We start from the raw sequence: 23872 nt of genomic DNA on the forward strand, positions 1-23872 counted from the left end.
GCTTTGCTACACTACCTACGCTTGCAGCTTACGCGAAAAAAGCGCCCCACCAATTGGTGAGGCGCTTTTTTCGTGTAAGCTGGTAATACTACCGGGTGCAGATGAGCAATACAATAAGCGGTGCGCTTGAACAGTCCGCGCGCCTTACTGGCTCAACTACGCTACCGGGGCTCCGGCTACAGCCAGGTCGTGCGGGACGCCCCGGCGCCCGCCAAATGCCGCGGCAGCAGCTCCCAGGCCCAGGCCCAGCGCAGCCAGCAATGCCGCTTTGGAAAGACCTTCGGCGGCTTGGTCGCCGGTCTGGCGAGCTTTGGCTTCGGCTTGCACCTTGGCTTGGTCGAACTTGACGCGGGCTTGCTGGGCGGTGCTAATCCAGTTATCCACAATCTGTTCCGACTCCGCGCGGCTCTTACCCGTGCGGCGCATTACCACGTTTACCGCAGCGTCGCGGTCGGCGGCATTGCCAATGTTTTCGGCCCGACTGGTGAGGCGGTCAATTACGTCGTCAAAGTTATCATCGGCGCCCTGGGGGTTCTGAGCACTCTGCGAGGCTTCTGATTGTACTTCCTGGCCCGCGGCCTTGGCTTCCCGCTCCAGTCTATCGGGGTTCAGTTCCGATTTGCCGGTCTGGCGGAGCAGCAAACGAGCTTCCCGCTTCAAGTCGCTTACGTCAATGCCGCGCTGTTGCAACTCGTCCTTAATGGCCTCGCCGGCCTCGGGTGCCACGGCCGCAATACCGCGCCCAGCCCCGGTCAGGGCCCGACCGGCCACGCCCGTCACCCCGCCAATAATACGTCCTACCGCCGTTGAAAGCAGATAAAACGTGAGCAGCGTAACCACCGACCAGGTAAGTAGGCCGTGCAGCAAGCCATCGATGGGACGTGGAATCCCGGCCAGCCGACTGGCTACCGTGGCACCCAAGTACAAGGAAACCAGCATGCTGACTACCCACCAGATGGCAGCGCCAATACCGATGCCCGCCATTGGATTCTGCTCCTCCAACGGATCGACGGTACCCAGGCCAATACCTAGCCCAAGCAGGCTCAATGCCAGTTGAATAACCAGAGCCAGCACGGCTCCGGCCAAAATGGCACCCCATGAAATACGCTTTACCGCAGGCACTACGCCCGCTACCCCCGGACGCGCCGACAAAGGCGTATCGGTGTAAGTTGCAACCACGCGCTGGTGGTCTTGTGGATCAGTACTCGTTGCCATAACATGTTTTGGTTTGTAGTAGCGGGGCTTAAGCCGCTACTTGTGTAGAGAAGGATATTCGCAGGTCGAACAGCCCTCTATACGTCTGGCACTACCCTCAGTTTGACTTAAATACGAACTAATTGTATTTATCCAATTCAATTTCTTGAATCTTTGCTACCTCTAAGCATGCGGTGAAAAGGCGTCAGCGTCCTGTTTAGGGCATGCGGGGCGCGTTCAAGACCTATTTATCCTTCTGAACTCCAGTAGTTCACGGTATAGTGCAGGCTTATGGCAGGTCTTCCAAACAACGGACCGCAGGAAACGGGCACTACATGCAGGAGCCAAGTAACTGAGCCTACATCAGTTATGTATAATTTTTCTCGTCGATACTTAAGCCTGTCAGCTAGGATTTGCTTGCCAAGTAGTTCAGAGGAATAGCACACCTAGTTAACCGACCTACCATCGCCCAGCTTAGGCTCTGCTTGTCTCACAGGTGGAATTCCCATCGTGGCGCATGTATCGTGGCTATCCTTCCCCACTTCATGTCTGATCTGCACCTGTGTGAGCCTTCACTCGAGGTAGGTAGTACACATGTGCTGCGCCATTCTGACCCCAAGTAGGTGTTCGGCGGGCCTGAAGCCAGCTCCCGGGTTTCTCGCGCGAGTCGGCAGGCCAACTCAGGACATTTTTCGCCGGTACTCGAACAAAAAACCAGCCTTTACTTCTATAGCAGAAGTAAGGGCTGGTTCAATAGGATAGCGCAGGGGTAGCGGTGCCGCGCGCCGGGCGGACGGCGCCAGCGCTTATTCCGTTTTGGCCGGCGCCTGCGACTTCAGCTTCTCGGCAATGGCCTGCTGCAGCTCGGGGAGGTGTTCCTGCATGCGCTTCTGGCCGATTTCCATGCCGGCGGCCATTAGCGCGGGCATTTTGGTAATGGTCTTACGGCCGGTCGGCGTCTGATAGAACTTGGTGAGTTCCTTTAGTTCTTTTTCGGTGAACTCGCGGGCGTAAAGCTGCACCATATCCTCCTTCATCGAAGGCCAGCTCATGTATTTGGTGAGGTAGGCGCGCATTTCCGGCTCCACGGCTTTCATGCCCGGGTTCTGCTCCAGCTGAGCGGCCAGCATCCGGTCAATGGTGGCCGACAGGTTTTTCTCGGAGTCAGTGGCCGCCAGTAGCTCCTCGGCGGCTTTGCGCTGCCCCGCTGAAATGGCAGCGGCCGTACCCGTAGCCGAAGCGGTAGACTGCGCCTGCACCGCCGGAACTGCCAGGGCTAGCCCAGTCGCCAGAATCAATAGTTTCTTCATACTACAGAGGTACGAAATAGAAGTTAGAAGGATGACGCGCCGGTAGTAGGAGGCCACGGCCGGCATAACCCTACGCTACACTTTGATTATGATGTTGCGCCGGTACATCAGCCAGAGCACGACTAGCCAGATGAGCACGCAGGCTATGGCCCCGGCCAGAGAGGCATTAACCGGGCTGAAGTAAGGCACGAAGAAGGTCTGGTACAGCCAGTCGCGCAGGCCGGTGGGCTGGCCGGTAGGGCCCGCCACCTTCACCATGTTCAGCAAGCGCGGAATCAGGCCCGAGAGGAAAAACACGGTAATGGCATTCACCCCGTACACCAGCGGGCCTTAATCCAGCGGCGGTAGCCCTGCACATCGGTCAGCCAGTACAGGCCCGCCAGCACGGCCAGGGCCAAGCCGCCAGCGTAGAGCACGTAGGAGCTGGTCCAGAGGCTTTTGTTGATGGGAAACCAGCCGTTCCAGATTAGGCCCAGCACCGTGCAGGCCCCACCGGCCACAAACAGCCAGGCTACTTTGGTGGCGGGCTCTACCTCGCGGCGGCGCAGCCACTGCCCAGCCAGCATCCCCAGCAAACCGGTACCAATGGCGGGCAAGGTGCTCAGCAGCCCCTCCGGGTCCCAGGTGCGGCTCTGTTTCCAGAGGTGAGCCTCCCCGAGCACCGTTCTATCAAGCCAGGCGCCTAGGTTGGTACCGGCCTCCAGGTTGGCGGGCCCGTAACCGGGCACGGGCACCAGCTGCAGCAGCACATTATAAAAGATGAGCACGAAGGCCAGCAGCCCAATTTGCTGGCGGCGCGAGGTTTTCAGGAATAGGATGCCGCACACCAGAAACACCACCGCAATGCGAGCCAGCACGCCCGGAATACGCACGGTGTCAAAATCAAACTTCGGAAACAAGGCCGAAAACAGCCCCAGCCCAAACAGAATAGCTGACCGTTTAAAAATACGCACCAGGGTGCGGCCGTGGGTTGCCGGCTGACGACGGGCCCCATCCAGGGCATACACAATGCTCACCCCAACGATGAACAGGAAGAAGGGAAAAATCAGGTCGGTGGGGTGCAGCCGTGCCAGTGGGCGTGCTCCAGCGGAGCGTAGATGTGGCTCCAGTCGCCGGGGTTGTTCACCAGAATCATGGCCATGACCGTCAGGCCCCGAAACACGTCGAGGCTGACGAGGCGGCCGGGCTGGGACGCCTCCGCCAAGGGCATGGCGCCGGTGGTGTGGATAGCGGCCTGGGTAGTAGTCTGCATAACGAGAAGCAGGGCAAAGTCGAAAAGCGCGGTTCCGTCACCGGTTCCAGGGTCGGGGCTGGCAGCTAACGGAGGCCGGGAAAGTTGGCGCTTTACTACCGGGATTCAAAACCAAATTGCGCCTTCAAAAAATACCATATATAGTTGCTTCACTACGTTGCATCCCGTAGTTTTAGCTTTCGCGCTTACGTTAGTCCCCACTTTCGTACGCATTTCCGCCGCCCGCCCCTCCTACCCACCCTTTTTGTGCTGCCCGGCCAGACTCTGGCCCGCCGGATTTCTTTCCTTTCTTCCGGCATAACACTCCCATCATCTGGTCATAATCCAACTGCAACTCGGCTGCGTATCGAGTGCCGTTTCGTTCTGTTTCTCTCACTTTCTCACCTTCTTTTGCACTGCGTATGAAAAGACGTTTATGGTCCGCCCCATTGGCCCTGGGGTTGATGCTGACCGCGCCCGTAGCGTGGGCCCAGCAGGCCACCGTGACCATGCAAGGCACCGTTACGGCCAGCAACGACCAACAGCCCCTGCCCGGCGTGAACGTGCTGGTAAAGGGCACCGCTATTGGCACCCAAACCAACGTTGATGGGCGCTACTCCCTCCCCAACGTGCCGGCTGGCAGCACCCTGATCTTCAGCTTTATTGGCTATAACAGCCAGGAGTACAAGGTAGGCGCGGGCACCACGGCCAACATTACCCTGGCCCCCGACTCCAAGAGCCTGAACGAGGTAGTTGTAACGGCCTATGGCATCAAGCAGGAGCGGGCCGAGCTCAACTACAGCGCTCCGCAAGTGAAAGGTTCAGAGCTGGTAGAAACCCGCCAGACCAACATCGTGAATGCCCTGCAGGGCAAAGTAGCGGGCGTAAGCATTACGTCTTCGGGCGGAGCACCGGGCGAGGGCGCGGCCATCGTAATTCGGGGCGGTAACTCCCTGGATGGCAACAACCAGCCTCTGTTCGTGATTGATGGCATCATCATGGATAACTCCTCGTTCACGGAAAGCACGGCCCCCGGTGGGGGCTCAGGCTTTAACGGGGTGCTGGGCCGCTCCCAGGCCAACCAGAACCGCGCCGGCGACCTAAACCCCGAGGACATTGCCTCCATGACGGTGCTGAAAGGCCCGGCCGCCGCCGCCATTTACGGACTGCGGGCCGCCAACGGGGCGGTTATCATCACCACCAAAAAAGGCACCTCCGGCCGTGCTACCATCAACTACCGCACGCAGTTTTCGGTGGATGAGGTGAGCCGCCTACCCAAGCTCCAGGACCGTTACAAGCAGGGCAACCTGGGCTTGTTCGACGCCGGCACCCGGGGCTCCTGGGGCCCGGCCTTCCAACCCGGCGAAACGGTATACGACAACCTCGGCGACTTTTTCCAGAAGGGTAAGAGCTGGCAGCACTACCTCACCGTTTCGGGCGGTACTGACCGCAGCACCTTCCTGTTTTCGGGCTCACGCACCGATGTAAGCGGCGTGGCCCCCACCAGCCTCTACGATAAAACGACCCTGCGCCTGGCCGGCACGTCTAAAATGACGGAAAAGCTGTCCATTACGGGCTCAGCCCAGTACCTCAATGCAGGCGGGCGCAACCCAGTGCAGGGCCCTGGCCTGTTCGGGGGAGCGGGGGCTACCTGGTCAGCCTGCTGAACTGGCCTCGCAACGACGACGCCCGGGTGTACCTCAACCCCGATGGTAGCCGCCGCCGCCTGCTGGGTTCCGCTACCGCCGCCACCGATGCCGACAACCCCTACTTCACCATTTACCGCAACCCCCAGACTACCCGCACCAACCGCTTTATCGGCAACGTGCAGGCCAACTTGGATTTGCTGAAGTGGCTGGGTGTGAGCTACAACATTGGTACCGACTTCTACGTGCAGAAGGACCGCTCGGTGCGGGCCGTGGGTACCTCCCTGACGGGTAACCAGGACGGCGGTATTGCCGAAACCACTACCCTCAACCGCCTGCTCAACTCCAACTTCCTGGTTACGCTCAAGCACGATTTCTCCGAGAACTTAGGGGGCTTCCTGGTGCTGGGCAATACGGTAGAAATGAGCCGCAACGAGGCCACCGACAACCTGGGCCTGATTTTCCAGAACCCCAACCCAGTAGTGCCTTCCATCAACAACACCGTCAATCGTAACACACTTATTACCAACACGGAGCGGCGACTGATTGGTAATTTTGCTCGTCTGAACATTAACTTGTTTCAGCAGGTGAACTTGGAAATGAACGGGCGCCTGGATCAGTCCTCAACCCTACCCCGGTTTGAGGAAAACAAGAACTTCGGCCGCCCCTTCGGCTACGGCTCAGTTTCGGCAGGCTGGCAGTTTACCAAGCTGCTGGGCCTCGACCAGAACCCCTGGCTGAACTACGGCAAGATTCGGGGCTCGATTTCGGAGGTGGGCAAAGACACCGGCCCCTACCGCGTTGATTCGCCCCTGGCCCAGGCTACCTACATTGGGGGCGGTTTCCGCAACGGCTTCTACGGCTCAAATCGGCAGCTGATACCGGAGCGCACCCGCGCGTATGAAGTAGGAATTGACCTGCAGTTTCTGCAAAACCGCCTGGGCCTGGAAGCCAACGTGTACCAGCAAATTACCCGCGACCAGCTGATTGCGCCCCGCGTGAGCCAGGCCACCGGCTTCATTTTGCAGTACATCAACGGCGGCACCGTGGAAAACAAGGGCCTGGAAGTGGCCCTGCGCGGCACGCCCGTTCAGAAGGAAGGCTTTACCTGGGATGTGGTGGCCAACTTCTACGCCAACCGCAACAAAGCCAACAAATTGCCCGGCTTCCTGACCGAAGTGTACCAATCGGACTCCTGGGTGATTGACGTGGCCCGCGGCGGTGCTTTCCCCGGCAAGCCCATTTCCTCAGTTAGTGCCCTGGATTACCAGCGTGCCCCCGATGGCCGCATCCTCATCAGCCCTACTACGGGCTACCCCCTGGTAAACACCAGCACCTTTGTGTACGCCGGCGACCGGGCTCCCGACTACACCGTGCAGGTAACCAATACGCTCACTTACAAGGACCTTTCCTTGTCATTCCTCTGGGACTTCCGCAAGGGCGGCATGGTAGTAAACGGCAACGACTGGTTTGCCACTCGCACGGGCCTGAGCGAGCGGACTTTGGACCGTTACAAAACCGTCGTGTTTGATGGCGTAGTGGCCGGCCGAGCGGCCGATGGCAGCACCACCTACACCCCCAATACGCGGCAGGTGGAGCTTAACCAAACCTACTACCAGACCATTCTGGGAGTTGTTGGAACCCCCTTCGTGGAGGATGGCTCCTGGACGCGCCTGCGCTACGCCACCCTGACCTACCGCCTGCCCGCTACACTGTTTACGAATTCTACCTCGGTGCGCGGCGTGGAGCTGTCCGTGACGGGCCGCAACTTACTGCTGTTCACTAAGTACCGCGGCGTTGACCCCGAAACGGCTTCGGCGGGCGCAGGTGTGCGCGGCGGCGGCTCCGGTGGCTTCGATTACGGCAGCATTCCCGGCACCCGCGGCGTGGATATGAGCGTGCGCGTGAATTTTTAGTGGCTTGTAGCGCTTAGTACCGAAAAGCTGGATGTGGCCTATTGCTGTAGCGGCCGGCCTAACGTTCAGCCCTACGCTACCCTACCTCAACAACTCAACTCAATGAAAAAATATCTTCTCTTGCTGGGCCTGGCGCTGGGTGGAGGCTTGGGCCTCACCTCCTGCGAAAGTTTCCTGGACGTGAATACCGACCCCAACAACCCCATTACGTCGACCCCGAACTTCCTGCTGCCCAGCATTATTTCGCAGGGCTTTCAAACGCAGATGTTCACCTCCCTGACGACTACCTACATTACCCAGTACACGGTGCGCAAAACGCCGGCTAGCAGCACCGACCAGTTTACGCTTAGCAACGCCAACAGCACCAACACCTTTAACTACACCTACTTTTACTCGGCGGGCACCATCCCAACAATGACGGCGGCAGCTGAGCAGGAAGGCTCGCCCTACTACATTGGGGCCGGCAAGATTATGCTGGCCATGGACCTAGCCCACGCCACCGACATGCTCGGCGACATTCCCTACACCGAGGCGTTTAAAGGGGCCCAGAACTACACCCCACAGTACGACCCGCAGGAGCAGATTTACCAGACCATCCTGACACTCTGCGACGAGGGCATTGCCCTGATGCAGAAGCCGGCGGCAGAAAACTTCCGCCCCCTGTACGTGACCTCGCCCAGCGTTTCCGGCGACATTTTGTTCCGGGGCGACACGCAGAAGTGGATCCGGTTTGCCAACGGCTTGAAGGCCCGCCAGCTTAACCACCTGGTAAAGAAAAGCTCCTACAACCCCCAGCAGATTCTGGACCTGGTAGGCAAGAGCATGACCAGCTCGGCCGACGACGCCCAGATTCAGTTTATCCAGGCTGTGGCCCCGCTTACGGCCACCACCAACATTTTCGGGACCACGCGCAATAACTACGCTACGGCTACCTTCTCCACCAACATCATCAAGTACCTGAACGGCAACGTGGGTGGGGCCGCCTATCCCGGCGTGATTGACCCACGCCTGCCCATTATGGCCACGGCCACCAGCACCGGCAACGACCCCGGCGTAGCCCAGGCGGCCACAGCCAACATTGTAAACGGCTTCACCGACTTCTACAGCTCCTGGTACGCCCGCGACCTGGGCTACTTCGAGGTGATGACCTTCCACGAGCTGAAGTTCATTGAGGCCGAAGCGGCGTTCCGGGCCGGCGACAAAGGCCGGGCCCTTAACGCGTACCGCGCGGGCATCCGGGCCCACATGCAGAAGATTGGGGTAGGCGGCTCGAACGGCAACCCGGCCGTGACCTTCCCGCTCATCACCCAAGCCCAGATTGACGCCTACCTAGCCAGCGCGGCCGTGGCCCAGAATGAGGCCCAGCTGGATCTGAAGCGCATTATGGAGCAGAAGTACATTGCCATGTTCCTGAACCCAGAGTCGTGGTCGGATTTGCGCCGCCTGGATTTTGACCCTACTATTTACGTGAACCTGCGCTACCCCAACAACGCCAACGCCACGCTGGCGGGCAAAGCTGATTACAAGGACCGGTGGCCCCGCCGCATGCTGCCCGGCGCCACGGAGGTGCTGTATAATCCGCAGGCTGTAGCCAAGCTGTTCTCCGATGTGCAGGCCACTTCCAACGACGATTACGTGAGCAAGCCCCTGTGGTGGGACCGTCCCTAATTCTCCTCCTCCATCTGTACTTCTCTTTCTGATGACGATATTTTCTGCTTTCACCTCTTCTTGGCGGCGCCTGCTGCCGGGCGCTTTCCTGGCCCTGGCAGGGCTAGCAACTGCCAGCTGCGAAAAAGAACCCTTCGATGACCACTACCAGATAGCGGCCGAGCCGGGCTTCGCGACTATTAACACCCTTGCTACTAAATACGCCCCCGGCGAAACAGTGCCGTTAAGCGTAGCTTACAACCCCACGGATAATCTGAAAGACATTACCGTATTTCAGGTGGTTAACCGGCAGGATTCGGCGGTAGTAGGCACCTACCCGGCCAACGGACAGCTCAACCAAACCACCCAGTATTTTACCCAGATGGTGCCCTACGTGGTGCCGACAACCCTGGCCAACAAGACGCCCGTGCGCGTGGATGTGACCATGAACTTCGCCAATGGCGGCAAGCGCATGCGCCGCTTTACTTACACGGTGGCAGCCACACCTACCCTGAAGTTTGGGACTACCCCTGCCACCTACCGCAACGGCTTAACCGCCACCGCTCAGGCCGAAGGCGATATTATTGGCTATTCGCTGGTGATTAACGAAGGCGGAATTGGAGTGCTGCCTACGCCGCCGGCTACCTCTACGGCTACGCTTTTCAAGAACGTGGACAGCCTGGCCTACGGCTACCGCAACGCCGCGGGTCAGAGCTTCCGGCTGGGCGTAGTAGCGGCTCCTTCCAACGGGGCAGCCACCAACCGCACCGTGGACGTGCGCGTGCCAGTTCGCACGGCTGGTACTGCTATCCAGTTCGTATTCGTAGCTTTTGCCCAAACCCAGACCACGACCATCATTTCAGCTCCGATTACCGTGGCGCAGCCTACTGCGTTTGCCGGCTTAAAAACCGGTCGCGTCAGCTTTGGCTCCAGTTCCTCCCCCGACTCGTTGGCGTTTAACCTGCGAACCGCCCTCAACGAGCCGGCGGCTAACCCGGTTACGGCCAAGGACCTGTTGGTTAGTGGTATTTCGGGCGGTACGGTTTCCTTGAGCGCCGCCAACGGCACCCGCTACTACAAGGTACCCGCCGCTACCCTAGCCACCGGCTTTTACAACACGGCCACTGCCAACACAGTCGGCAACCTGCTCTACCAAAACGCCACCGCTAACCTTGCCGACCTGGGCACGGTAGCCGTCAACGACGTGTACGCCGTGCGCGTACGGGGCACCGGCGAAATGATGCTCTTGCGCATTACAGGCGTAAAACCCAGTACCGCTGGCTCCACAGGCCGCGTGAAGTTTGAGTACCGTACGCTGTAAATTTTCCGGCGTATTTATCCAACAAAAAGGGAGGCCCGCACACAGGCCTCCCTTTTTGTTTTACTTGCTGGCTTTCTTCCGGAAGCTGCTTACCCGCGGGAGATGCGTTGTTACCGCCGGCCGAATATGCGCTCAAATAAGCCGCGGCGCTTAGGCTTGGTCTTGACTTTGACCTTAGTTGGTGAGTTGACTGTGGTGGTTGGGCGCGGGGCTGTGGGCGTGGCGTAGGCCGGGCCGGGGGCATTGGGCTGGGGACAGGAGCCGGTGCGGCAGGCGACGGCGCGGATTCGGGCGGGGCCGTTTGGGCCACAATTACCTCGGTGGCGCGGCCAGTAGTGCGCACCGAGATAGGCCGACTTTCGTTGTGCAGGCGGTCGAAGGCGGTGAGATAGTAGGCGTAAGCGCGCCCGGAGCGGGCTGTAGTGTCTACAAAATTTAGCTTGCGGCCAGGCTGGGCCGGAATACGGTAAGCAGATTGCGGGGGTCATCGGGGTAGGCGTCTGGTCGTCGGCGAAGCGGTAGAGGGCGTAGTAGGCGGCCTGGTCACCATCGGCGGCGGCAGGGCCGGGCTGCCAAGTCAGGGTGTTGGCGGCGGCCTCCGTCGCGACGGTCAGGTTCTGAGCCGGGCGCGGGGGTACGGCATCAAGCCAGGGCATAGTGGGCACTAGAGCCGGGTAGCGAAATTCGTGCTGACGCAGCGAATCGGTAGTGTGCAGCACGTTGGCCATCAAGGACTTCGAGCTAAAGAACACGCTGCCGCTTACCTCTGTAGGAAAGGTGCGGTTCAGGCGCACTTGCCGGGGCAGCTCGCGCGGGTTGCGCCATACGGTGTCCGACTTCGTGCTCTCCGACATGCGGTAGGCCCCGTGCCCGATGTAGAGGTGGCGGCCGTTGCTGTTGCGGGCCCACCACTCCACCAGCACGGGGTACTGCGCCACCCGAAAGCCGGTGCTCCAGTACAGTTGGGGCAGCACGTAATCAACCCAGCCCTGACGCAGCCACTCCAGAGCATCGGCGTACAAGCCATCGTAGCCCTGGAAAGCCTTGGTGGCCGAGCCATTGGGATCCGTGCTTTGGTTGCGCCACACCCCGAAGGGGGAGATGCCGAACTTTACCCAGCGCTTGGTGTGATGAATGGTGTCGTGCAGTTCGTGAATGAGGGTGTTCACATTCTGGCGGCGCCAGTCGGCCAGCTTAAGGCCATCGGGGTTGAAGCGGGCAAAAGCGTCCTCATCGTGAATTACCTGCCCGGCTTCGGGGTAGGGATAAAAGTAGTCGTCGAAGTGTACGCCATCGATATCATAGCGGCGCACTACGTCCAGAATCACCTCGCTGATGTAGTTGCGCACTTCGGGCAGGCCAGGGTTGTAAAGCAGCTTGCCGGAGTAGCGCAGAAACCACTCGGGGTGCTTGCGGTAAGGGTGGTTGGGGGCCAGTCGCCGCGTCACGGTGTCCATGGTGGCGCGGTAGGGGTTAAACCAGGCGTGAAACTCCATGCCCCGGTTGTGGGCTTCCTCGATGAGGAAGGGCAAAGGGTCATAGTAGGGCGCGGGTGCCTTGCCCTGCTGGCCCGTCAGCCACTTGCTCCAGGGCTCTAGGCTGCTCTGGTAGAAGGCGTCGGAAGCGGGGCGCACCTGCACGAACAGGGCGTTGATGCCGCTACGCTGGTGGTCATCGAGCATGCGGCGGTACTCGCGGCGCTGCTGCTCGGGCGTAAGGCTGCGGGAGCTAGGCCAGTCAATATTCTCCACGGTGGCAATCCAGACCCGCGCAACTCCCGCTTGGGCGGCCCGTCGGCGGCACCAGCCGGCTGGCTGGCGACTAGGCAATACACACTCAGAACTAGGGCAAACAGGAAACGGCCGGCGGCAAGTAATCGAAACATCCCCGCGAAGTTACGAACGGTGAGTTGGTGAAATAGTGAAATGGTGAGTGAGTGAATGAGTAAGCCGGTAAATAAATGGTACGTCATCCTGAGTGCAGCAAAGAACCTTCTCACGTCAGCACGACAGTCGTAACAACGACTCGTTTATGCGTGAGAAGGTCCTTCGGCTACCGCTTCAGGATGACGTACTGGTATATGCTACTTCACTCACTCCCTCACTCCTTCACTCAGCGCATGTCCAGGGCTTCGAAGGAGAGGTCTAGTAGGTCAAAATCGGCCCAGCGGTGAAAATCGAAGTGCCACCACTCCTTGGGGTAATTGACGAAGCCCTGCCGCTTCATGGCCGCCAGCAGCGTGCTACGGTTCAGGATAACGTGGTTAGGCAACTCGCTGAAGGTAGCATGCGAGGCGGGCTTTAGCTCATCGAAATCAGTGGGTAAGGGCAAGTGGCGGCCCGTGGCTTGCTCCACTAGGCCCACGTCCACGGAGCAGCCGCGGTTGTGCCGGGAGCCGCGCCAGGGAGGAGCGGCGAAGTTTTCGTCGCGGATGTGCTCGTAAAAGCGCACCGTCACGCTGTAGGGGCGGTAGGCGTCGTACACGCACAAGCCCAGGCCCTGCCGCGCCAGGGCCTGCTGCACCCGTTGCAGGGCCTCGGCCACCGGCCGCCGCAGGTAGGCCTTCGCCGACGGATACACTGCCTCGCCCAGCAGGTTGCGGGAGGTAGCGTACCGAATATCAAGCACCAGATCCGGAATCAGGTCCAGCAGATTCACGAGCTGGTGCTCAGCATCTGCGGCTACCCGCTGGTGGTACTCTTCAGGGGAGCTGATCAGAACTAGTCCAAACGGATTGGCAGACATTATACACAAGGGCCCGGAGCCGTACTGGACAAGAATAATGGACGCTCTTACGCTCAACTAAGCGCTACCGTTACCTTTTTCGGCTTATTTGCGGCGCTGCAATTCATACTGATACACGCGCTGGCCCAGGCGCCGCAGAAAGGGCAAACCCACCGTATCGTACTCGTACTGGTCGTCGTTGAGCACGCCGTCTTGGTTTACGTATACTACGGCGCTCAGCAGAAACTCTACCCCGCGCGCTGAGTCGGTGATGTAAGCGTTATCAACCAGGAAGCCGTAGGCTTGGCCTATTTTGTTGTAGATCTGCACGCCGGCCGGGAGCGGGCCCGCGGGTCCGCCAGCCAGCAAGAATTTGGCGTAATTATCCGGATACTGGGCCACTGGGTAGCGGGGGGCCGCACTTTCGCGGGGGAGGCGGTGCAGGTAGTCTCGCAGCAGGGCATAATCGGCGGGAGCCAGCTGGAAACGTCGCCGCGCGGGCTCCGTTTCGGGAAAGAGCACGGCCCGCAGGGTGCGCTGCAAGTCAGGTAGGGAAGTGGTGTTTTTGCTGCGAAAATCCAGTGGGTCTTCTACCCGCGTGCTGCCTTGCAGGTGGGCCCGCCCTACTCGCCAGCCCCGCCTCGGCTGCCGGGGCCAGGGCCTGGCGTAGGTAGCGGCCGGTTGTAAGTACAAAGGACGGGTAAGGCTGGTATCCGCAAAGAAAGCCAGCGGGTTAGCGCGCCGAGCCGTGGAGTCCTGGTCGCCCACGGAAAGGCGGTGGCGCACCAGCGTGTGCCGCAGGCCGTGGCGGCGCAGACCAGCCACCAGCCCCGTCGGGCCTACAAATTCATAAAGCCGGTTGAAGGCGTCGTTGTCGCTTACCAGCAGCACTTTGCGCACGTAGTGGGCTACAGAAGCCCGGCCAGTTTGGCTGCTGGTGTCTCGCACTACCCGTGTTTGTCCCCAGGTGGCCGAGTCAATGCGCAAGGGCGATTCGCTGGTTAGGCCCGGCACCTGCGCGCTCAGGGCGTGTAGCTTTTCCAGGGCCAGCACGGCAGTTGGGAGCTTGATGGAGCTGGCCGGATAGAAGTACTCCCGCGGGCGCAACCGGTAGCCGTAGCTCCGGAAGTGCGCCCGGCCCTGGGAGTCGCGGCGGATTTGGGTGTACAGGATCTGAACCCGGTGGGCAGCGGCCTGCCCAAGCACGGGCGCCAGCACAGAATCGGACCGCAGCAACTGGCGCAAGGGGTTCTGGGCCCGTCCCTGAGCCAAGGGTAGCAACAGGCAGCTCACCAGTAGCCAGCAGAGGTGTTTTCTCATCAGAAGCAAAGTACACAGCAACCCCCAACTACGCTATAAATTCACGTTGCCCGCTCTAGGGCGCCTGGCCTTACATGAAGGTCAAGCGCCCTAGAGCGGGCAACGTGGGAGTAGCTACCAGGGCTTGTCAGGGCAAGCTATTCCTGGGCTGATTGCTGGATGTCGGAGCGGTCCGATTTGGTTTGGCCGCCGCCTTCCAGGCCGTTGGTTTGGTCACTGTCGCCGTAGCCACCGCGGATGCCGGCGCCGCTGTCGTTTGCCAGCTCCTCTTGGGTGGTGGCGGGTTGTTTGGGGTAGTAGCGGGGTTGCTGTCCGGCTGGCCCTGGGGTTGCGGGGTGTTTTGGTCGTTAGCCATGATAGAGGAAGTAGGGTAAAAGCTGATTGTTAGAGGTTTACCTTGCCGGTTTCGCCGCCCGATACGCCGGTGCCGGCACTGGCCGTATTACCGCCGACGTCGCCGTCCTGGGCGTTGCCGGGAGCGTCGTAGTTGGGAGCACCGGAGCGCACCCGGGCGCCGCTGATGGCTTGGCCGCCTTCGGTGCCGCCGCTGCCGGAGTTATCATCGGCGTTAAGGCCGGTATCGTGGCTGCCGGGAAAGATGCGGCCTTCGGGCTGGCTGTCGTTGGAGAGGGCGTCGGGCCGGTTCGGCAGGGAGCTAGCGTCCAGGGGTTCTTCGCGGGGAGTATCCATGAGGAAGGTGCGTAAAGATGAAGGAAACGGGCGGGTGGGGCCCGGCTTTGGCTATACGCAAGCCCGGCGGCCGCGTTGGGAAGGAGGCAGCGGTAGTCCGGGCGTTTTTTACCAATTTGGGGGATTTTACACCCTTATCCGTTTGTTACCTCGGCATGGCTGCCTCTTCTATCCCCGACTCTTTCCTGCAAAAACCAACCGAGGAGCTGCTTTTCCTGGTGCAGCACCCCGAGTTGTACCATCCTTCTTTGGTAGCCGAAGCCGGCCGGGAGCTGCGCCGCCGCGGGCGAGCCTGCCGCCCCCCCTACCCCGGAGGCCACTGCTGCCCCAGAGTCTGCCTACCCTGAGTCAGCACCCGAAACCTCTGCCGGGGCCCGGTGGTGGCCAGCCGGCGTGCTGGTTGCTGCGGTGCTGGGGCTGGGCTGGTGGGGCCTGCACACTCCAACGAAACCTGCTACGCCGCCCGCATCGGTAGCAGCCAAAAAGGCCGAGCCCATTGTGTTGGAAGCCGTAAAAACCGAGCGCCTACCCGATTTCGAAGCCAAAACGGCTGCCCAAGTGGCGGAGCTGCGCCGCCTGCTCCCGGCCGCCGACCGCGCCGACACTACCGCCACCGGCCGCTACCTGCGCATGGCCCGGCGCTACTGGCTGGCAGAAAACGCCGCGGCCCACCTCACCAGCCAAGCCCGCACCGGGGCCGTAACGGCCGTTTTTCCTGGGCAGGTTGACCTCACGCTAGAGCGCATTACCTGGTTTATGCGGGCTAAGGCCTACAATCAGCACCTAACCGCTATCATGGAGGAGCGCCTGAACCTTATGCAGCAGGGCCTAACCCTGCGCCGTAGCTCCCTGCAGGTATTCAAGTCCCGCTACGAGGCCCAGATGCAGCTACTGGACCCGCAGGAGGAGAAGGTAAACCAGGAAGCCACTGGCCTGGCCGAGGAACTGCGCGGCCACTACCAACGCAAGCAGCCCCTGCGCGGCAACATCACGGAGCTGTAGGCGCGGGCGCAATCCTGTCAGGTGGGCGGGGGCTGGCAGGGTTTATGACGCGCCAACGAGGCCGCGCCGGCGCTTTGTAGCGGGCGCGGCCTCGTTGTATTTCCTGCGTATGTCTGCCCCCGACCCCGCTGCCTTATTCGCCCAGAAGACGGACGCTGAGCTGCTTTACCTGGCCCAGCACGCCCACCAGTACCCGCCCGTGGTAGGCCAAGCCGCCGTGCGCGAGCTGCAGCGGCGCGGATTGATTCCGGATGAGCTGCCCGCCGGCCCGTTGCCGCGCCCTGCCGAAGTGCCAGCACCCGAACTTAGCGCGGGCACCCTGGCCTGGCGCGCCTTGCGGGGCGTGAGCTGGCCCCGGCCCGGCTACCGGGTAACGCCCCTGCTGCTCTGGCTGAACGTGCTGGTGTACCTAGCCATGGTAGCCACCGGCGTACATGCCTGGCAGCCCGCCGGGGCCGACTTGGTGCGCTGGGGTTCCAACTTCTCGCCCCTAACCCCTACCCAGCCCTGGCGCCTGCTCACCAGCTGCTTTGTGCACGGGGGCGCCGCCCACCTTCTGCTGAACATGGCCTCCCTGGTGTTTCTGGGGTTGCTTGCCGAGGGTTTCGTGGGTGGGCGCCGCCTGGTGGTGGGCTACTTGCTGAGCGGGGTAGGCGGCAGCCTGCTGAGCTGGTACTGGCATTCTCAGGGCTTAAATTCCGTGGGGGCCTCGGGGGCAATTTTCGGGTGGTACGGCTTGCTGCTCGCTACCCTGGTGCGGCGCCCCGCTACCTTCACCCGGACCGGGCGCTACACCATGCTGCTGTTTGTTTTCTACCTGCTAGCCAGTAGCCTGGCTGGTGGCCTGCAAGCCCACACCACCGATAACGCTGCCCACGTAGGTGGCCTGCTTACCGGCAGCCTGTTGGGTTTACTGGCTCCCCCATCCGCATCTTCCCGGCCGAATATGGAGTAGCGTATGGAAATTAGACTAGCGTAACCCGCTACTATACTATTGATTCTTTTAAATTGCCAGTATTCCCTTTCATTCACCTCACTTGTTGCCCTTATGCGCCATCTGCTACGCTCTTTTTTGGCCGGAATAGGCCTGCTGACCACCAGCTCGGCAGCGCTGGCGCAGTCGCCCGCGCCGGTTCCTAACGGAAACCTAGACACCTGGGAAATTCGCAACGCAGCTCAGCGCGAGGTACCCCGGAGCTGGGTTACGACCGAAGACATTCTGGAGCCATTGGTGCAGCAGGTGCTCCCAAACGTCGGGTTTGTGGAGAAATCTACGACGGTGCGCCAGGGGACATTTGCCGCCGAGCTAACGAACATCGACATAGGTAGCACTCGGCCGCTGGTAGTACCCGGAGTGCTGGTGACGGGCACGCCGCAGGGCTTTGGCACGCCGTACACCTCACGGCCGGCCCGCCTGCAGTTCTGGTACCGCCTCACGGGCCCCGATGCACGGGCCGATTCCGCCTTTGCCGGGGCTCTGCTAACACGTAACGTAAGCGGCACTACCCAGTTAATTGCCAGTAGTGAGCTTATCCTCCCGCCAGCGGCAGCTTATACCCTCGTCAGTCAGCCCTTTGACTATACCCCGCTTGGCATCTCCCCCGATTCCATGCTGATAGAAATTGATTCTGGCATTGCGGACGAGCTGCACGAAGGCACCGTCCTCCTAGTCGACGATATTCAACTGACCGGTAGCATTACGGCTACCCGCAACCCGGTCACCGAATCGGCGCTGCAGGTGTACCCCAACCCCAGCACCACCGGCGAGTTTTCCTTGGCCTCACTAACCGATGCCGCGCTTTCCACGGCGCCCTTTACGGTTACGGACGCCACGGGCCGCGTGGTGCTGCGCCAGGGCAAGGCTCCGCTGAGCGTCGCGCGCGGCCGGCTGGTTGATTTGCGGGAGCAACGCAGCGGCGTGTATCTGCTGCAGCTGGAAACCCCCGACGGACTAGTGACGCGCAAGCTGGTGATACAGTAACTTTTGGGTGCTATAGATATACGGCCCCGCCGCTGGCTTTGCGCCGCGGCGGGGCTTTTTGTTGAACCGAAGCCCCGCCCTACCCCGCAAGGCACCGGTAACCTTTCGCATCTTTCTTAGATCAGCGCACGTTTTCGGGGCTCCCTACCTTTGCCGCTATGACTGAACCTGAGGAATCGGCTGAACTCTCTGGCGGCCCCAACCAACAGCCTTCGCGCTGGCGGCGGGTGGCGGCAGCAGTGGGGCGCGCCGCGCAGGCCCCCTTCAACGGAGCGGGCCTGCTCTACCGCATTGGTCAGGAGAATCTGCACTTTACGCTGCCAGTGCTCAACGGAGCTTTCGGCGACCAGCTAGCGGCCCGCCACGACCGCCGGGCTATTCAGATGAGCTTCCGCCGCCACGAGGCCGATGTGGCCGTGGCGGACCTGCGGCTAGGGCCCGCCCCGAGGGTAGGGGACGCAAAACGGTGGTCTTTCTGCACGGGCTGATGGGCGACGAAATCATCTGGCAAACCGGCGCCGGCCCGGAAGATGTGCGCTTCGGCCCCCGCCTGCAACAGGAGCTGGGCGCCAACTGCCTGTACGTGCGCTACAACTCCGGCCTGCACATTTCGGAAAACGGCCGTCGTCTGCATCAGCTCCTTACCGAGTTGGTCCAGACCTTCCCGGCAGCAGTCGGCGAGCTGGTGCTGATCGGCCACAGCATGGGCGGGCTGGTCATCCGCTCAGCGGGCTACTACGCCGCGCAGGAGCACTCCGTTTCCGCGGCTTCATCAGCTGCCCTTGAACCTGGGCTAGCCACCGTAGCCCCCGAACCGGCGGGCGAGTGGCTGCCTTACCTGCGCGACGTGTTTCTGCTGGGCGTGCCCAACGATGGCTCTTTTTTGGAGCAAAACAGCCACCTGACGGCCCTGATTCTGCGCAAAATTAATATCTGGCCGACCCGCGCTATTAGTGGGCTGATTGACAAGCGTAGCAACGGCATTAAGGACCTACGCTTCGCTCGCCTGACCGACGAGGACTGGCAGAACGAGCACGCCGACGATCTGTTTCCGCCCCGCACGGTGGTGCCGCCCCTGCCCGGGGTGCGCTACCACGTGCTGGTGGGCTCCCTCATGAAAACCGTTGATTCGGCCCTGCACGACTACTTCGGCGACGGACTGGTAGGAGCCGGCAGTGCCCGCGGCCGCATCTTCCGCGACCCCGCCGCTCCGCCCGATTTGCGAATCACTACCCGCGTATATCCGCGGTTGCACCACGGTACCCTGCTCAGCAATCCGGAAGTCTATCAGTATATCCGGGAGCGGCTAGCGGAGTAACCTAGTTCAGGGCCAGCCGCTAACCCGCACAGGCCACCAGCGGTAGGCGGCACCGTGCAACTAAAGGTGCAAAGACTATCCGCTGAGAGGCGACCTGGCCAGTGAAAACACAGCCATCAAGCGGATAAAAAGCATTGCCATTACATCGTGTCCTAAACGTGTCGCGCATCAAACCCAAACGAAGGACTCAGCACACTGCAACAGGACGTTGTCACGACCATTATTCTCAGGTGATAAGTTCTTCGTTTGGGCTTGATGCGCGATTCTGCTCCGGGTGACCGAGGGAGTAAAAGCAGACTACCCTACTACCAGCTCCGTAAAGCTGGCGCCTATTACCACGCCCGGCAAAGTGAGGCCGGTTTCGGTGGTTACCTCGGCAGCTTCGGCGGGCTGCCCATCGGTGCTGAAGGCGGCGGCAGCGAAGGGCAACCCGTGCAGCACTACGCGGTAGGTGGCCCAGGCGGGCTGGAAGTCGCCTTCGATGGTTTGTTGCAGGAGCAGGCCTTTCTCCGAGCCCGTTACGGTGAAACGGCGCGTGGTGCTCTGGCCTTGCTGGTAGCCGTAGCCTTCGCCCCCGTCTTCGTAGAGGACGCTAGTTTCCGAGCCCTGCTTGTAGTACACGTGCAGGGTAACTTCTTCCACCGTTTTCTCGCCTACGTACTGCATCAGCGGGTACATGGGCACCACGGCGCCGGCCTTGATGAAGAGCGGAATGCGGGTCAGGTCGGCGGCGGCCCATACTTCGGCCCCGCCGGTTTTGGGCTCGTCGGTCCAGTAATAGAACCACTCGCCACGGGGCAGGTACATCCAGCGGCCATCGGCGCCGGGCTGGGTGATGGGGCACACCAGCAGGTGGTCGCCGAGGCTGAACTCGGCCATGCGCAGGTAGGTATCGGTGTCGGCCTGGTCGAGGAAGGCCAGGGGACGCAGCATGGGCGTGCCTTGCTGGTTGTACTGCCAGAACGTGGTGTACATGTAGGGCAGCAAGCGGTAGCGTAACTCGATGAAGCCCTTCGCTAGCTCAGCAAAGTTTTCCCCAAACGACCAGGGCTCCTGGTCGCCGTGGTCGCCGGAGCTGTGGGTGCGGAAGAAGGGGTGAAAGGCCCCCAGCGCCACCCAGCGCACGTACAGCTCCCCGTCGGGCGTATCAATGAAGCCCCCAATATCAGAGCCCACAAACGAGAAACCCGAGATGCTCAGGCGCTGGCACTGAATGTTGGCCAGCCACAGGTGTTCCCAGGACGCGATGTTGTCGCCGGTCCAGCCGGAGGAGTAGCGCTGCCCGCCGGCGTAGGTGCTGCGCGTGATGGTGAAGGGCCGGTTGGGGTAGGCAAACTGCTTCACGCCGTCGTTGGTGGCGCGGGCCATTTGCATGCCGTAGATGTTGTGGGCCTTGCGGTGGGAGGCGGGGTAGCCTTCGTAGCCAAAGCGCACGTCGTCGGGGAAGGTGCCTTTCTCGAACACGGCGGGCTCGTTCATGTCGTTCCAAACGCCCTTCACGCCAGTTTCCTGGATGAGGCCCTTGAACAGCCCGGCCCACCACTCGCGCACCTCGGGGCGGGTGTAGTCGGGGAAGTTGCAGAGGCCGGGCCACACGGAGCCCTTCATTAGCGGCCCGTCGGCGCGGCGGCAGAAGTAATCGTTCTTTAGCCCCTCCTGGTACACCGAGTAGTCGGGGTCAATCTTGATGCCGGGGTCGATGATGACGATGGTTTTGAAACCATCTTCGGCCAGCTCCTGCACCATGCGCTGGGGCTCCGGGAAGTGGGTCGGGCTCCAGGTAAAGCACCGGTAGCCGTCCATGTAGTCGATGTCGAGGTAGAGCGCGTCGCAGGGAATCTGCCGGTCGCGGAAGCCCTGGGCAATAGCTTTCACGTTGCTCTCGGGGAAGTAGCTCCACTTGCACTGGTGGTAGCCCAGGGCCCACAGCGGGGGCAGTTCGGGCGGGCTGGTCAGGCGGGTGTACTCCTGGGTTACTTCCAGCAGGCTGGGGCCGTAGATGAAGTAATAGTTCATCTCGCCGCCCTGGGCCCAGAACGAGGACACGTCGGCCCGCTCGGCGGCAAAATCGAACCCCGCCTTAAAGGAGTTATCGAAGAAGATGCCGTGGGCAATTTTCTGGTGCAGACCCAGGAAGAAGGGAATGTTCTTGTAGAGCGGGTCGGAGCCCTTCTGGTAGCCGTAGGTATCGGTGCCCCAGTTGGTGAACTGCTTGCCGCGCAAGTTCATGTTGTCGGGCTTGTCGCCGAGGCCGTAGTAGTGGGCCCCGCCCTGCACCAGCTTGCTCATCTTCACGATGTCGTTGCCGGTTTCGTACTCATACTCCCAGTGGAAGCCCTTTTCGTCCTCGCTCAGCACCAGGCCCGAGCGGTTGAGCACCCGGGTGCGCAGGTTTTCCTTGTCGACGACGCAAATCAGGCGGTCGGTGGTAATGCGGTAGTGGTCGGGCTTCTCGCGGAACTCCAGAAACTCTAGGTCCTGGCGGGCGGGCACCCCTGCGGGAAAGGCGTAGCTGAAATCGGGCCCGAAGCCGGCCTCGGTGGCGTAGCGGAAACGCAGGACCTTATCGGTAATTACCTGCAGGCTGAGCTGCACGCCATTGTCGCAGCGGAAGATGAAGTCAGTGCCCTGCCGTTCGCCCTGCACTACCCGGCCGGGGTAGAACTCCTGCTTGGATTGGGCGGCCAGGTCATTGACCATGTAGTTGTTCTCCTGGATATTGTCGGCCATTACGGGGAGGTGTCGGAGGTAGTCAGAGGGTAAGAAGGCAGAAAAATTCCGGCCCGGCCGGAAGTGCCCGGTAGTAGCCCGCAAGGTAAAACTGATTCGGGCTACAACGGAGCAGCTTACGCGCTACTTTTTCAGAAACTGCCATTAGAAGCGGCGGCAGGCACTTTTTTCTCTACCTTGCCATACCTCATCCGTGCCAGCCGCTCATTTCCCCGCTCTATGATTCCTGCTCCATTTTCCGTGTTGTTGCTTGGCTGGAATGAGGCACCCGTGGCGGCCGACCGGCCCGGCGTGCGGGCTCTTGTGCAAGAGTTGGCCGGGCGCCTGCCGCTTTCGGTAATGCTGCCCCACTTGCCCCACCCCCGCTGGCTACCCCCGCCGCTACCCGCGTAACGGGCTTGGCCAACCTCACGCAGGCCGAGGCCCGTGCCCCCCACCCCCACCCCGACGAGCGCCCCGGCGCCTGGCAGCGGCCGGCAGCTCCCTACCTCGGGGCCAGCGAAACTGCGGGTGCAGCAACGCCTTTCTTGGCCGCTTCCGATGGTTCCTGGCAAGCGCCGGCAGCGCCTTATTTGGGCGCAACGCCCCCAGCGGTAGCAGCTGAGGCAGCAGCCACGGCCCCAGTTGCCACAACCATTGCCGTGCTGCCCGACCTTGAGCCCTCTCCGCGCCCGCAGGACAGCGCCGTTTTTGCTGCTACGCCTACCCCGCCTCCCGCCTCGGAAGCACCGGAGCTATCGGAGCAGGAATTGCAGCTAAACCAGGACGAGTTTGCCGGCGCGGCTGCCGAGCCAGACGGAGCCGAAGCCGCGGCCTTGAGCCAGCCGGCCGACGACTTGGTGCCGGAGCCTACCCCCGCGCCAGCCACCGAAGTTCTGCCCCAGCTAGCCTCGCTGCCGGAAGCCTTGGCAGCCCTGGGCACCGATTCCGCCGCCCCCGCCGACTTCAACTTTCAAGTGATTCAGTACGCCCGCTTTGCTACGCGCCGGGCTCTGCTGGAAAACTTTTCCGTGATTTACGCCTCCGACTGGCCTACCTGGCTGGCCGCGCTGGAAATCCGTCAGCAAACGGGCCGGCCGCTGGTGTTGCACGTGCACAGCCTGGCCCAGGAGCGAGCTACCCCCGCCGACCGGGGCTGGGCCCTGGAACTGGAACGCCTAACCCTGCGGCGGGCCGACGTGGTGCTGGCCGCCTCCGAGGAGGTAGCCGCCCTGCTGCGCACGCGCTACCCGGCCCTGGGTAGCCGCCTGCGAGTACTCGACCCCACGGACATTGAAACGCTTACTACCACCCTGCGCCAGCTAGAAAATGGCCTGCCCGGCCGCCAGCTTGCCGCACCTTTCTTTCCCCCTACTGCATGAGTACCGACCCGCCCATCCGCCACGAATTCGATGCTCCTATGGAAATGGACGGCGCCGACAGCGGCGTTTTCCTGGTAGTTCCCTTCAGCGTACCTGAGGTGTACGGCACCAAAGGCCCGCTGCCGGTGCGCGGCACCGTGGATGGCTTCCCCATCCGGCTGAACCTGGTGCCCATGGGCGATGGTCAGCACATGATTAGCATCCGCAAGGAAGTGCGCAACGCCATCAACAAAACCTGGACCGACACGGTGCACGTGGTGCTGGAGCGTGACAACGACTCCAGCGGCATTGAGCTGCCCGACGACCTTAAATACGCCCTGGAACGGGCCGGCCTGCAGGTCAGCTTCGACGCCCTACCCTACACCCAGCGCAAGGAACTGGCCCAGCGCGTAGCCCGCACCAAAAAGCCCGAAGCCCGCGCCCAGCGCATCGAGGACGCCCTAGAGCAGGCCCAGTCCGGCCGTAAAACCCGGCACTAGTT

24 protein-coding genes are annotated in these 23872 nt (G+C 61.5%); 13 read left to right on the top strand and 11 right to left on the bottom strand.

Annotated features, from left to right (window positions below; translation table 11 throughout):
* Positions 1-156: 156 nt before the first annotated feature.
* From MUN84_RS05195 to MUN84_RS23590, 5 genes are all read right to left on the bottom strand, one after another.
* The gene (locus MUN84_RS05195; protein WP_244696936.1) at positions 157-1215 is read right to left on the bottom strand and encodes a phage holin family protein; all 1059 of its coding nucleotides are present in this window, start codon (positions 1213-1215) and stop codon (positions 157-159) included.
* Between the two features lie 785 nt (positions 1216-2000).
* Positions 2001-2504 (bottom strand): DUF2059 domain-containing protein, encoded by a 504-nt coding sequence (locus MUN84_RS05200; RefSeq protein ID WP_244696937.1) that lies wholly within the window; start codon positions 2502-2504, stop codon positions 2001-2003.
* Between the two features lie 75 nt (positions 2505-2579).
* A complete protein-coding gene (locus tag MUN84_RS23580) occupies positions 2580-2825 on the bottom strand; it encodes a hypothetical protein (RefSeq protein WP_317239119.1) in 246 nt (81 codons plus the stop codon).
* Positions 2813-3520 carry a hypothetical protein gene (locus MUN84_RS23585; RefSeq protein WP_317239120.1) on the bottom strand — a complete coding sequence of 236 codons (708 nt, stop codon included), beginning with the start codon at positions 3518-3520 and terminating at the stop codon, positions 2813-2815. Before MUN84_RS23585 ends, MUN84_RS23580 begins: the two co-directional genes overlap by 13 nt.
* Positions 3521-3549: 29 nt before the next feature.
* Positions 3550-3756: a hypothetical protein gene (locus MUN84_RS23590; RefSeq protein ID WP_317239121.1), complete on the bottom strand. Its 207-nt coding sequence runs from the start codon at positions 3754-3756 to the stop codon at positions 3550-3552.
* A 401-nt stretch (positions 3757-4157) separates the two neighbouring features.
* Here MUN84_RS23590 and MUN84_RS05210 point away from each other — a divergent pair, with 401 nt between their 5' ends.
* The 4 genes from MUN84_RS05210 to MUN84_RS05225 all read left to right on the top strand — a co-directional run bounded on the left by MUN84_RS05210 (position 4158) and on the right by MUN84_RS05225 (position 10265).
* Positions 4158-5402 carry a carboxypeptidase-like regulatory domain-containing protein gene (locus MUN84_RS05210; protein ID WP_244696938.1) on the top strand — a complete coding sequence of 415 codons (1245 nt, stop codon included), beginning with the start codon at positions 4158-4160 and terminating at the stop codon, positions 5400-5402.
* A gap of 26 nt (positions 5403-5428) precedes the next feature.
* Positions 5429-7297 (top strand): TonB-dependent receptor domain-containing protein, encoded by a 1869-nt coding sequence (locus MUN84_RS05215; protein ID WP_244696939.1) that lies wholly within the window; start codon positions 5429-5431, stop codon positions 7295-7297.
* Positions 7298-7399: 102 nt separating this feature from the next.
* Positions 7400-8965, top strand: a complete 1566-nt coding sequence (locus MUN84_RS05220; protein WP_244696940.1) for a SusD/RagB family nutrient-binding outer membrane lipoprotein — start codon at positions 7400-7402, stop codon at positions 8963-8965.
* Between the two features lie 31 nt (positions 8966-8996).
* Positions 8997-10265: a hypothetical protein gene (locus MUN84_RS05225; protein WP_244696941.1), complete on the top strand. Its 1269-nt coding sequence runs from the start codon at positions 8997-8999 to the stop codon at positions 10263-10265.
* Positions 10266-10375: 110 nt separating this feature from the next.
* Here MUN84_RS05225 and MUN84_RS05230 read toward each other — a convergent pair whose 3' ends face one another.
* The 5 genes from MUN84_RS05230 to MUN84_RS05250 form a co-directional block, all read right to left on the bottom strand.
* On the bottom strand, positions 10376-12094 hold the full coding sequence (locus MUN84_RS05230; protein WP_244696942.1) for a glycoside hydrolase family 10 protein: 1719 nt from the start codon (positions 12092-12094) through the stop codon (positions 10376-10378).
* Between the two features lie 283 nt (positions 12095-12377).
* Entirely contained in the window at positions 12378-13010 is a 633-nt protein-coding gene (locus MUN84_RS05235; protein ID WP_244696943.1) for a M15 family metallopeptidase, read from the bottom strand.
* 84 nt (positions 13011-13094) lie between these two features.
* Complete coding sequence (locus tag MUN84_RS05240) at positions 13095-14309, bottom strand: serine hydrolase (protein ID WP_244696944.1); 1215 nt, start codon at positions 14307-14309, stop codon at positions 13095-13097.
* Positions 14310-14436: 127 nt separating this feature from the next.
* On the bottom strand, positions 14437-14664 hold the full coding sequence (locus MUN84_RS05245) for a hypothetical protein (protein WP_244696945.1): 228 nt from the start codon (positions 14662-14664) through the stop codon (positions 14437-14439).
* Positions 14665-14693: 29 nt separating this feature from the next.
* Positions 14694-14999, bottom strand: coding sequence for a hypothetical protein (locus tag MUN84_RS05250; protein ID WP_244696946.1), 306 nt, complete (start codon positions 14997-14999; stop codon positions 14694-14696).
* Positions 15000-15154: 155 nt separating this feature from the next.
* Between MUN84_RS05250 and MUN84_RS05255 the strand changes: the two genes are divergently transcribed.
* The 6 genes from MUN84_RS05255 (at position 15155) to MUN84_RS05280 (ending at position 19300) form a co-directional block, all read left to right on the top strand.
* A complete protein-coding gene (locus tag MUN84_RS05255) occupies positions 15155-15346 on the top strand; it encodes a hypothetical protein (RefSeq protein WP_244696947.1) in 192 nt (63 codons plus the stop codon).
* Between the two features lie 46 nt (positions 15347-15392).
* The gene (locus MUN84_RS05260; RefSeq protein ID WP_244696948.1) at positions 15393-16001 is read left to right on the top strand and encodes a hypothetical protein; all 609 of its coding nucleotides are present in this window, start codon (positions 15393-15395) and stop codon (positions 15999-16001) included.
* A gap of 109 nt (positions 16002-16110) precedes the next feature.
* A complete protein-coding gene (locus MUN84_RS05265) occupies positions 16111-16956 on the top strand; it encodes a rhomboid family intramembrane serine protease (RefSeq protein ID WP_244696949.1) in 846 nt (281 codons plus the stop codon).
* A 93-nt stretch (positions 16957-17049) separates the two neighbouring features.
* The gene (locus MUN84_RS05270) at positions 17050-17982 is read left to right on the top strand and encodes a T9SS type A sorting domain-containing protein (protein WP_244696950.1); all 933 of its coding nucleotides are present in this window, start codon (positions 17050-17052) and stop codon (positions 17980-17982) included.
* Positions 17983-18140: 158 nt separating this feature from the next.
* Positions 18141-18470 carry a hypothetical protein gene (locus tag MUN84_RS05275; RefSeq protein WP_244696951.1) on the top strand — a complete coding sequence of 110 codons (330 nt, stop codon included), beginning with the start codon at positions 18141-18143 and terminating at the stop codon, positions 18468-18470.
* Positions 18470-19300, top strand: a complete 831-nt coding sequence (locus tag MUN84_RS05280) for an esterase/lipase family protein (RefSeq protein WP_244696952.1) — start codon at positions 18470-18472, stop codon at positions 19298-19300. Before MUN84_RS05275 ends, MUN84_RS05280 begins: the two co-directional genes overlap by 1 nt.
* A 297-nt stretch (positions 19301-19597) precedes the next feature.
* On the opposite strand, the gene MUN84_RS05285 is transcribed toward MUN84_RS05280, so the two are convergent.
* Entirely contained in the window at positions 19598-22030 is a 2433-nt protein-coding gene (locus tag MUN84_RS05285; RefSeq protein WP_244696953.1) for a TIM-barrel domain-containing protein, read from the bottom strand.
* 219 nt (positions 22031-22249) lie between these two features.
* Between MUN84_RS05285 and MUN84_RS05290 the strand changes: the two genes are divergently transcribed.
* Genes MUN84_RS05290 through MUN84_RS05300 form a run of 3 tightly spaced genes read left to right on the top strand, consistent with a single transcriptional unit; the run spans position 22250 to position 23870 of the window.
* Positions 22250-22423, top strand: coding sequence for a hypothetical protein (locus MUN84_RS05290; protein ID WP_244696954.1), 174 nt, complete (start codon positions 22250-22252; stop codon positions 22421-22423).
* A gap of 5 nt (positions 22424-22428) precedes the next feature.
* Positions 22429-23391: a glycosyltransferase gene (locus MUN84_RS05295; RefSeq protein WP_244696955.1), complete on the top strand. Its 963-nt coding sequence runs from the start codon at positions 22429-22431 to the stop codon at positions 23389-23391.
* Positions 23388-23870 carry a YdeI/OmpD-associated family protein gene (locus MUN84_RS05300; protein ID WP_244696956.1) on the top strand — a complete coding sequence of 161 codons (483 nt, stop codon included), beginning with the start codon at positions 23388-23390 and terminating at the stop codon, positions 23868-23870. The genes MUN84_RS05295 and MUN84_RS05300 overlap by 4 nt, the downstream gene beginning before the upstream one ends.
* Positions 23871-23872 lie beyond the last annotated feature (2 nt).

Source organism: Hymenobacter sp. 5516J-16 (assembly GCF_022919335.1).
In the GTDB taxonomy this organism is placed as follows: domain Bacteria; phylum Bacteroidota; class Bacteroidia; order Cytophagales; family Hymenobacteraceae; genus Hymenobacter; species Hymenobacter sublimis.

Excerpts from the sequence above, each read along its gene's own strand:
- MUN84_RS05195 (WP_244696936.1), bottom strand. The coding sequence starts at position 1,215 with ATGGCAACGAGTACTGATCCACAAGACCACCAGCGCGTGGTTGCAACT.
- MUN84_RS05200 (WP_244696937.1), bottom strand. The coding sequence starts at position 2,504 with ATGAAGAAACTATTGATTCTGGCGACTGGGCTAGCCCTGGCAGTTCCG.
- MUN84_RS23590 (WP_317239121.1), bottom strand. The coding sequence starts at position 3,756 with ATGCAGACTACTACCCAGGCCGCTATCCACACCACCGGCGCCATGCCC.
- MUN84_RS05210 (WP_244696938.1), top strand. The coding sequence starts at position 4,158 with ATGAAAAGACGTTTATGGTCCGCCCCATTGGCCCTGGGGTTGATGCTG.
- MUN84_RS05220 (WP_244696940.1), top strand. The coding sequence starts at position 7,400 with ATGAAAAAATATCTTCTCTTGCTGGGCCTGGCGCTGGGTGGAGGCTTG.
- MUN84_RS05225 (WP_244696941.1), top strand. The coding sequence starts at position 8,997 with ATGACGATATTTTCTGCTTTCACCTCTTCTTGGCGGCGCCTGCTGCCG.
- MUN84_RS05235 (WP_244696943.1), bottom strand. The coding sequence starts at position 13,010 with ATGTCTGCCAATCCGTTTGGACTAGTTCTGATCAGCTCCCCTGAAGAG.
- MUN84_RS05240 (WP_244696944.1), bottom strand. The coding sequence starts at position 14,309 with ATGAGAAAACACCTCTGCTGGCTACTGGTGAGCTGCCTGTTGCTACCC.
- MUN84_RS05245 (WP_244696945.1), bottom strand. The coding sequence starts at position 14,664 with ATGGCTAACGACCAAAACACCCCGCAACCCCAGGGCCAGCCGGACAGC.
- MUN84_RS05250 (WP_244696946.1), bottom strand. The coding sequence starts at position 14,999 with ATGGATACTCCCCGCGAAGAACCCCTGGACGCTAGCTCCCTGCCGAAC.
- MUN84_RS05255 (WP_244696947.1), top strand. The coding sequence starts at position 15,155 with ATGGCTGCCTCTTCTATCCCCGACTCTTTCCTGCAAAAACCAACCGAG.
- MUN84_RS05265 (WP_244696949.1), top strand. The coding sequence starts at position 16,111 with ATGTCTGCCCCCGACCCCGCTGCCTTATTCGCCCAGAAGACGGACGCT.
- MUN84_RS05270 (WP_244696950.1), top strand. The coding sequence starts at position 17,050 with ATGCGCCATCTGCTACGCTCTTTTTTGGCCGGAATAGGCCTGCTGACC.
- MUN84_RS05275 (WP_244696951.1), top strand. The coding sequence starts at position 18,141 with ATGACTGAACCTGAGGAATCGGCTGAACTCTCTGGCGGCCCCAACCAA.
- MUN84_RS05280 (WP_244696952.1), top strand. The coding sequence starts at position 18,470 with ATGGGCGACGAAATCATCTGGCAAACCGGCGCCGGCCCGGAAGATGTG.
- MUN84_RS05285 (WP_244696953.1), bottom strand. The coding sequence starts at position 22,030 with ATGGCCGACAATATCCAGGAGAACAACTACATGGTCAATGACCTGGCC.
- MUN84_RS05290 (WP_244696954.1), top strand. The coding sequence starts at position 22,250 with ATGATTCCTGCTCCATTTTCCGTGTTGTTGCTTGGCTGGAATGAGGCA.
- MUN84_RS05300 (WP_244696956.1), top strand. The coding sequence starts at position 23,388 with ATGAGTACCGACCCGCCCATCCGCCACGAATTCGATGCTCCTATGGAA.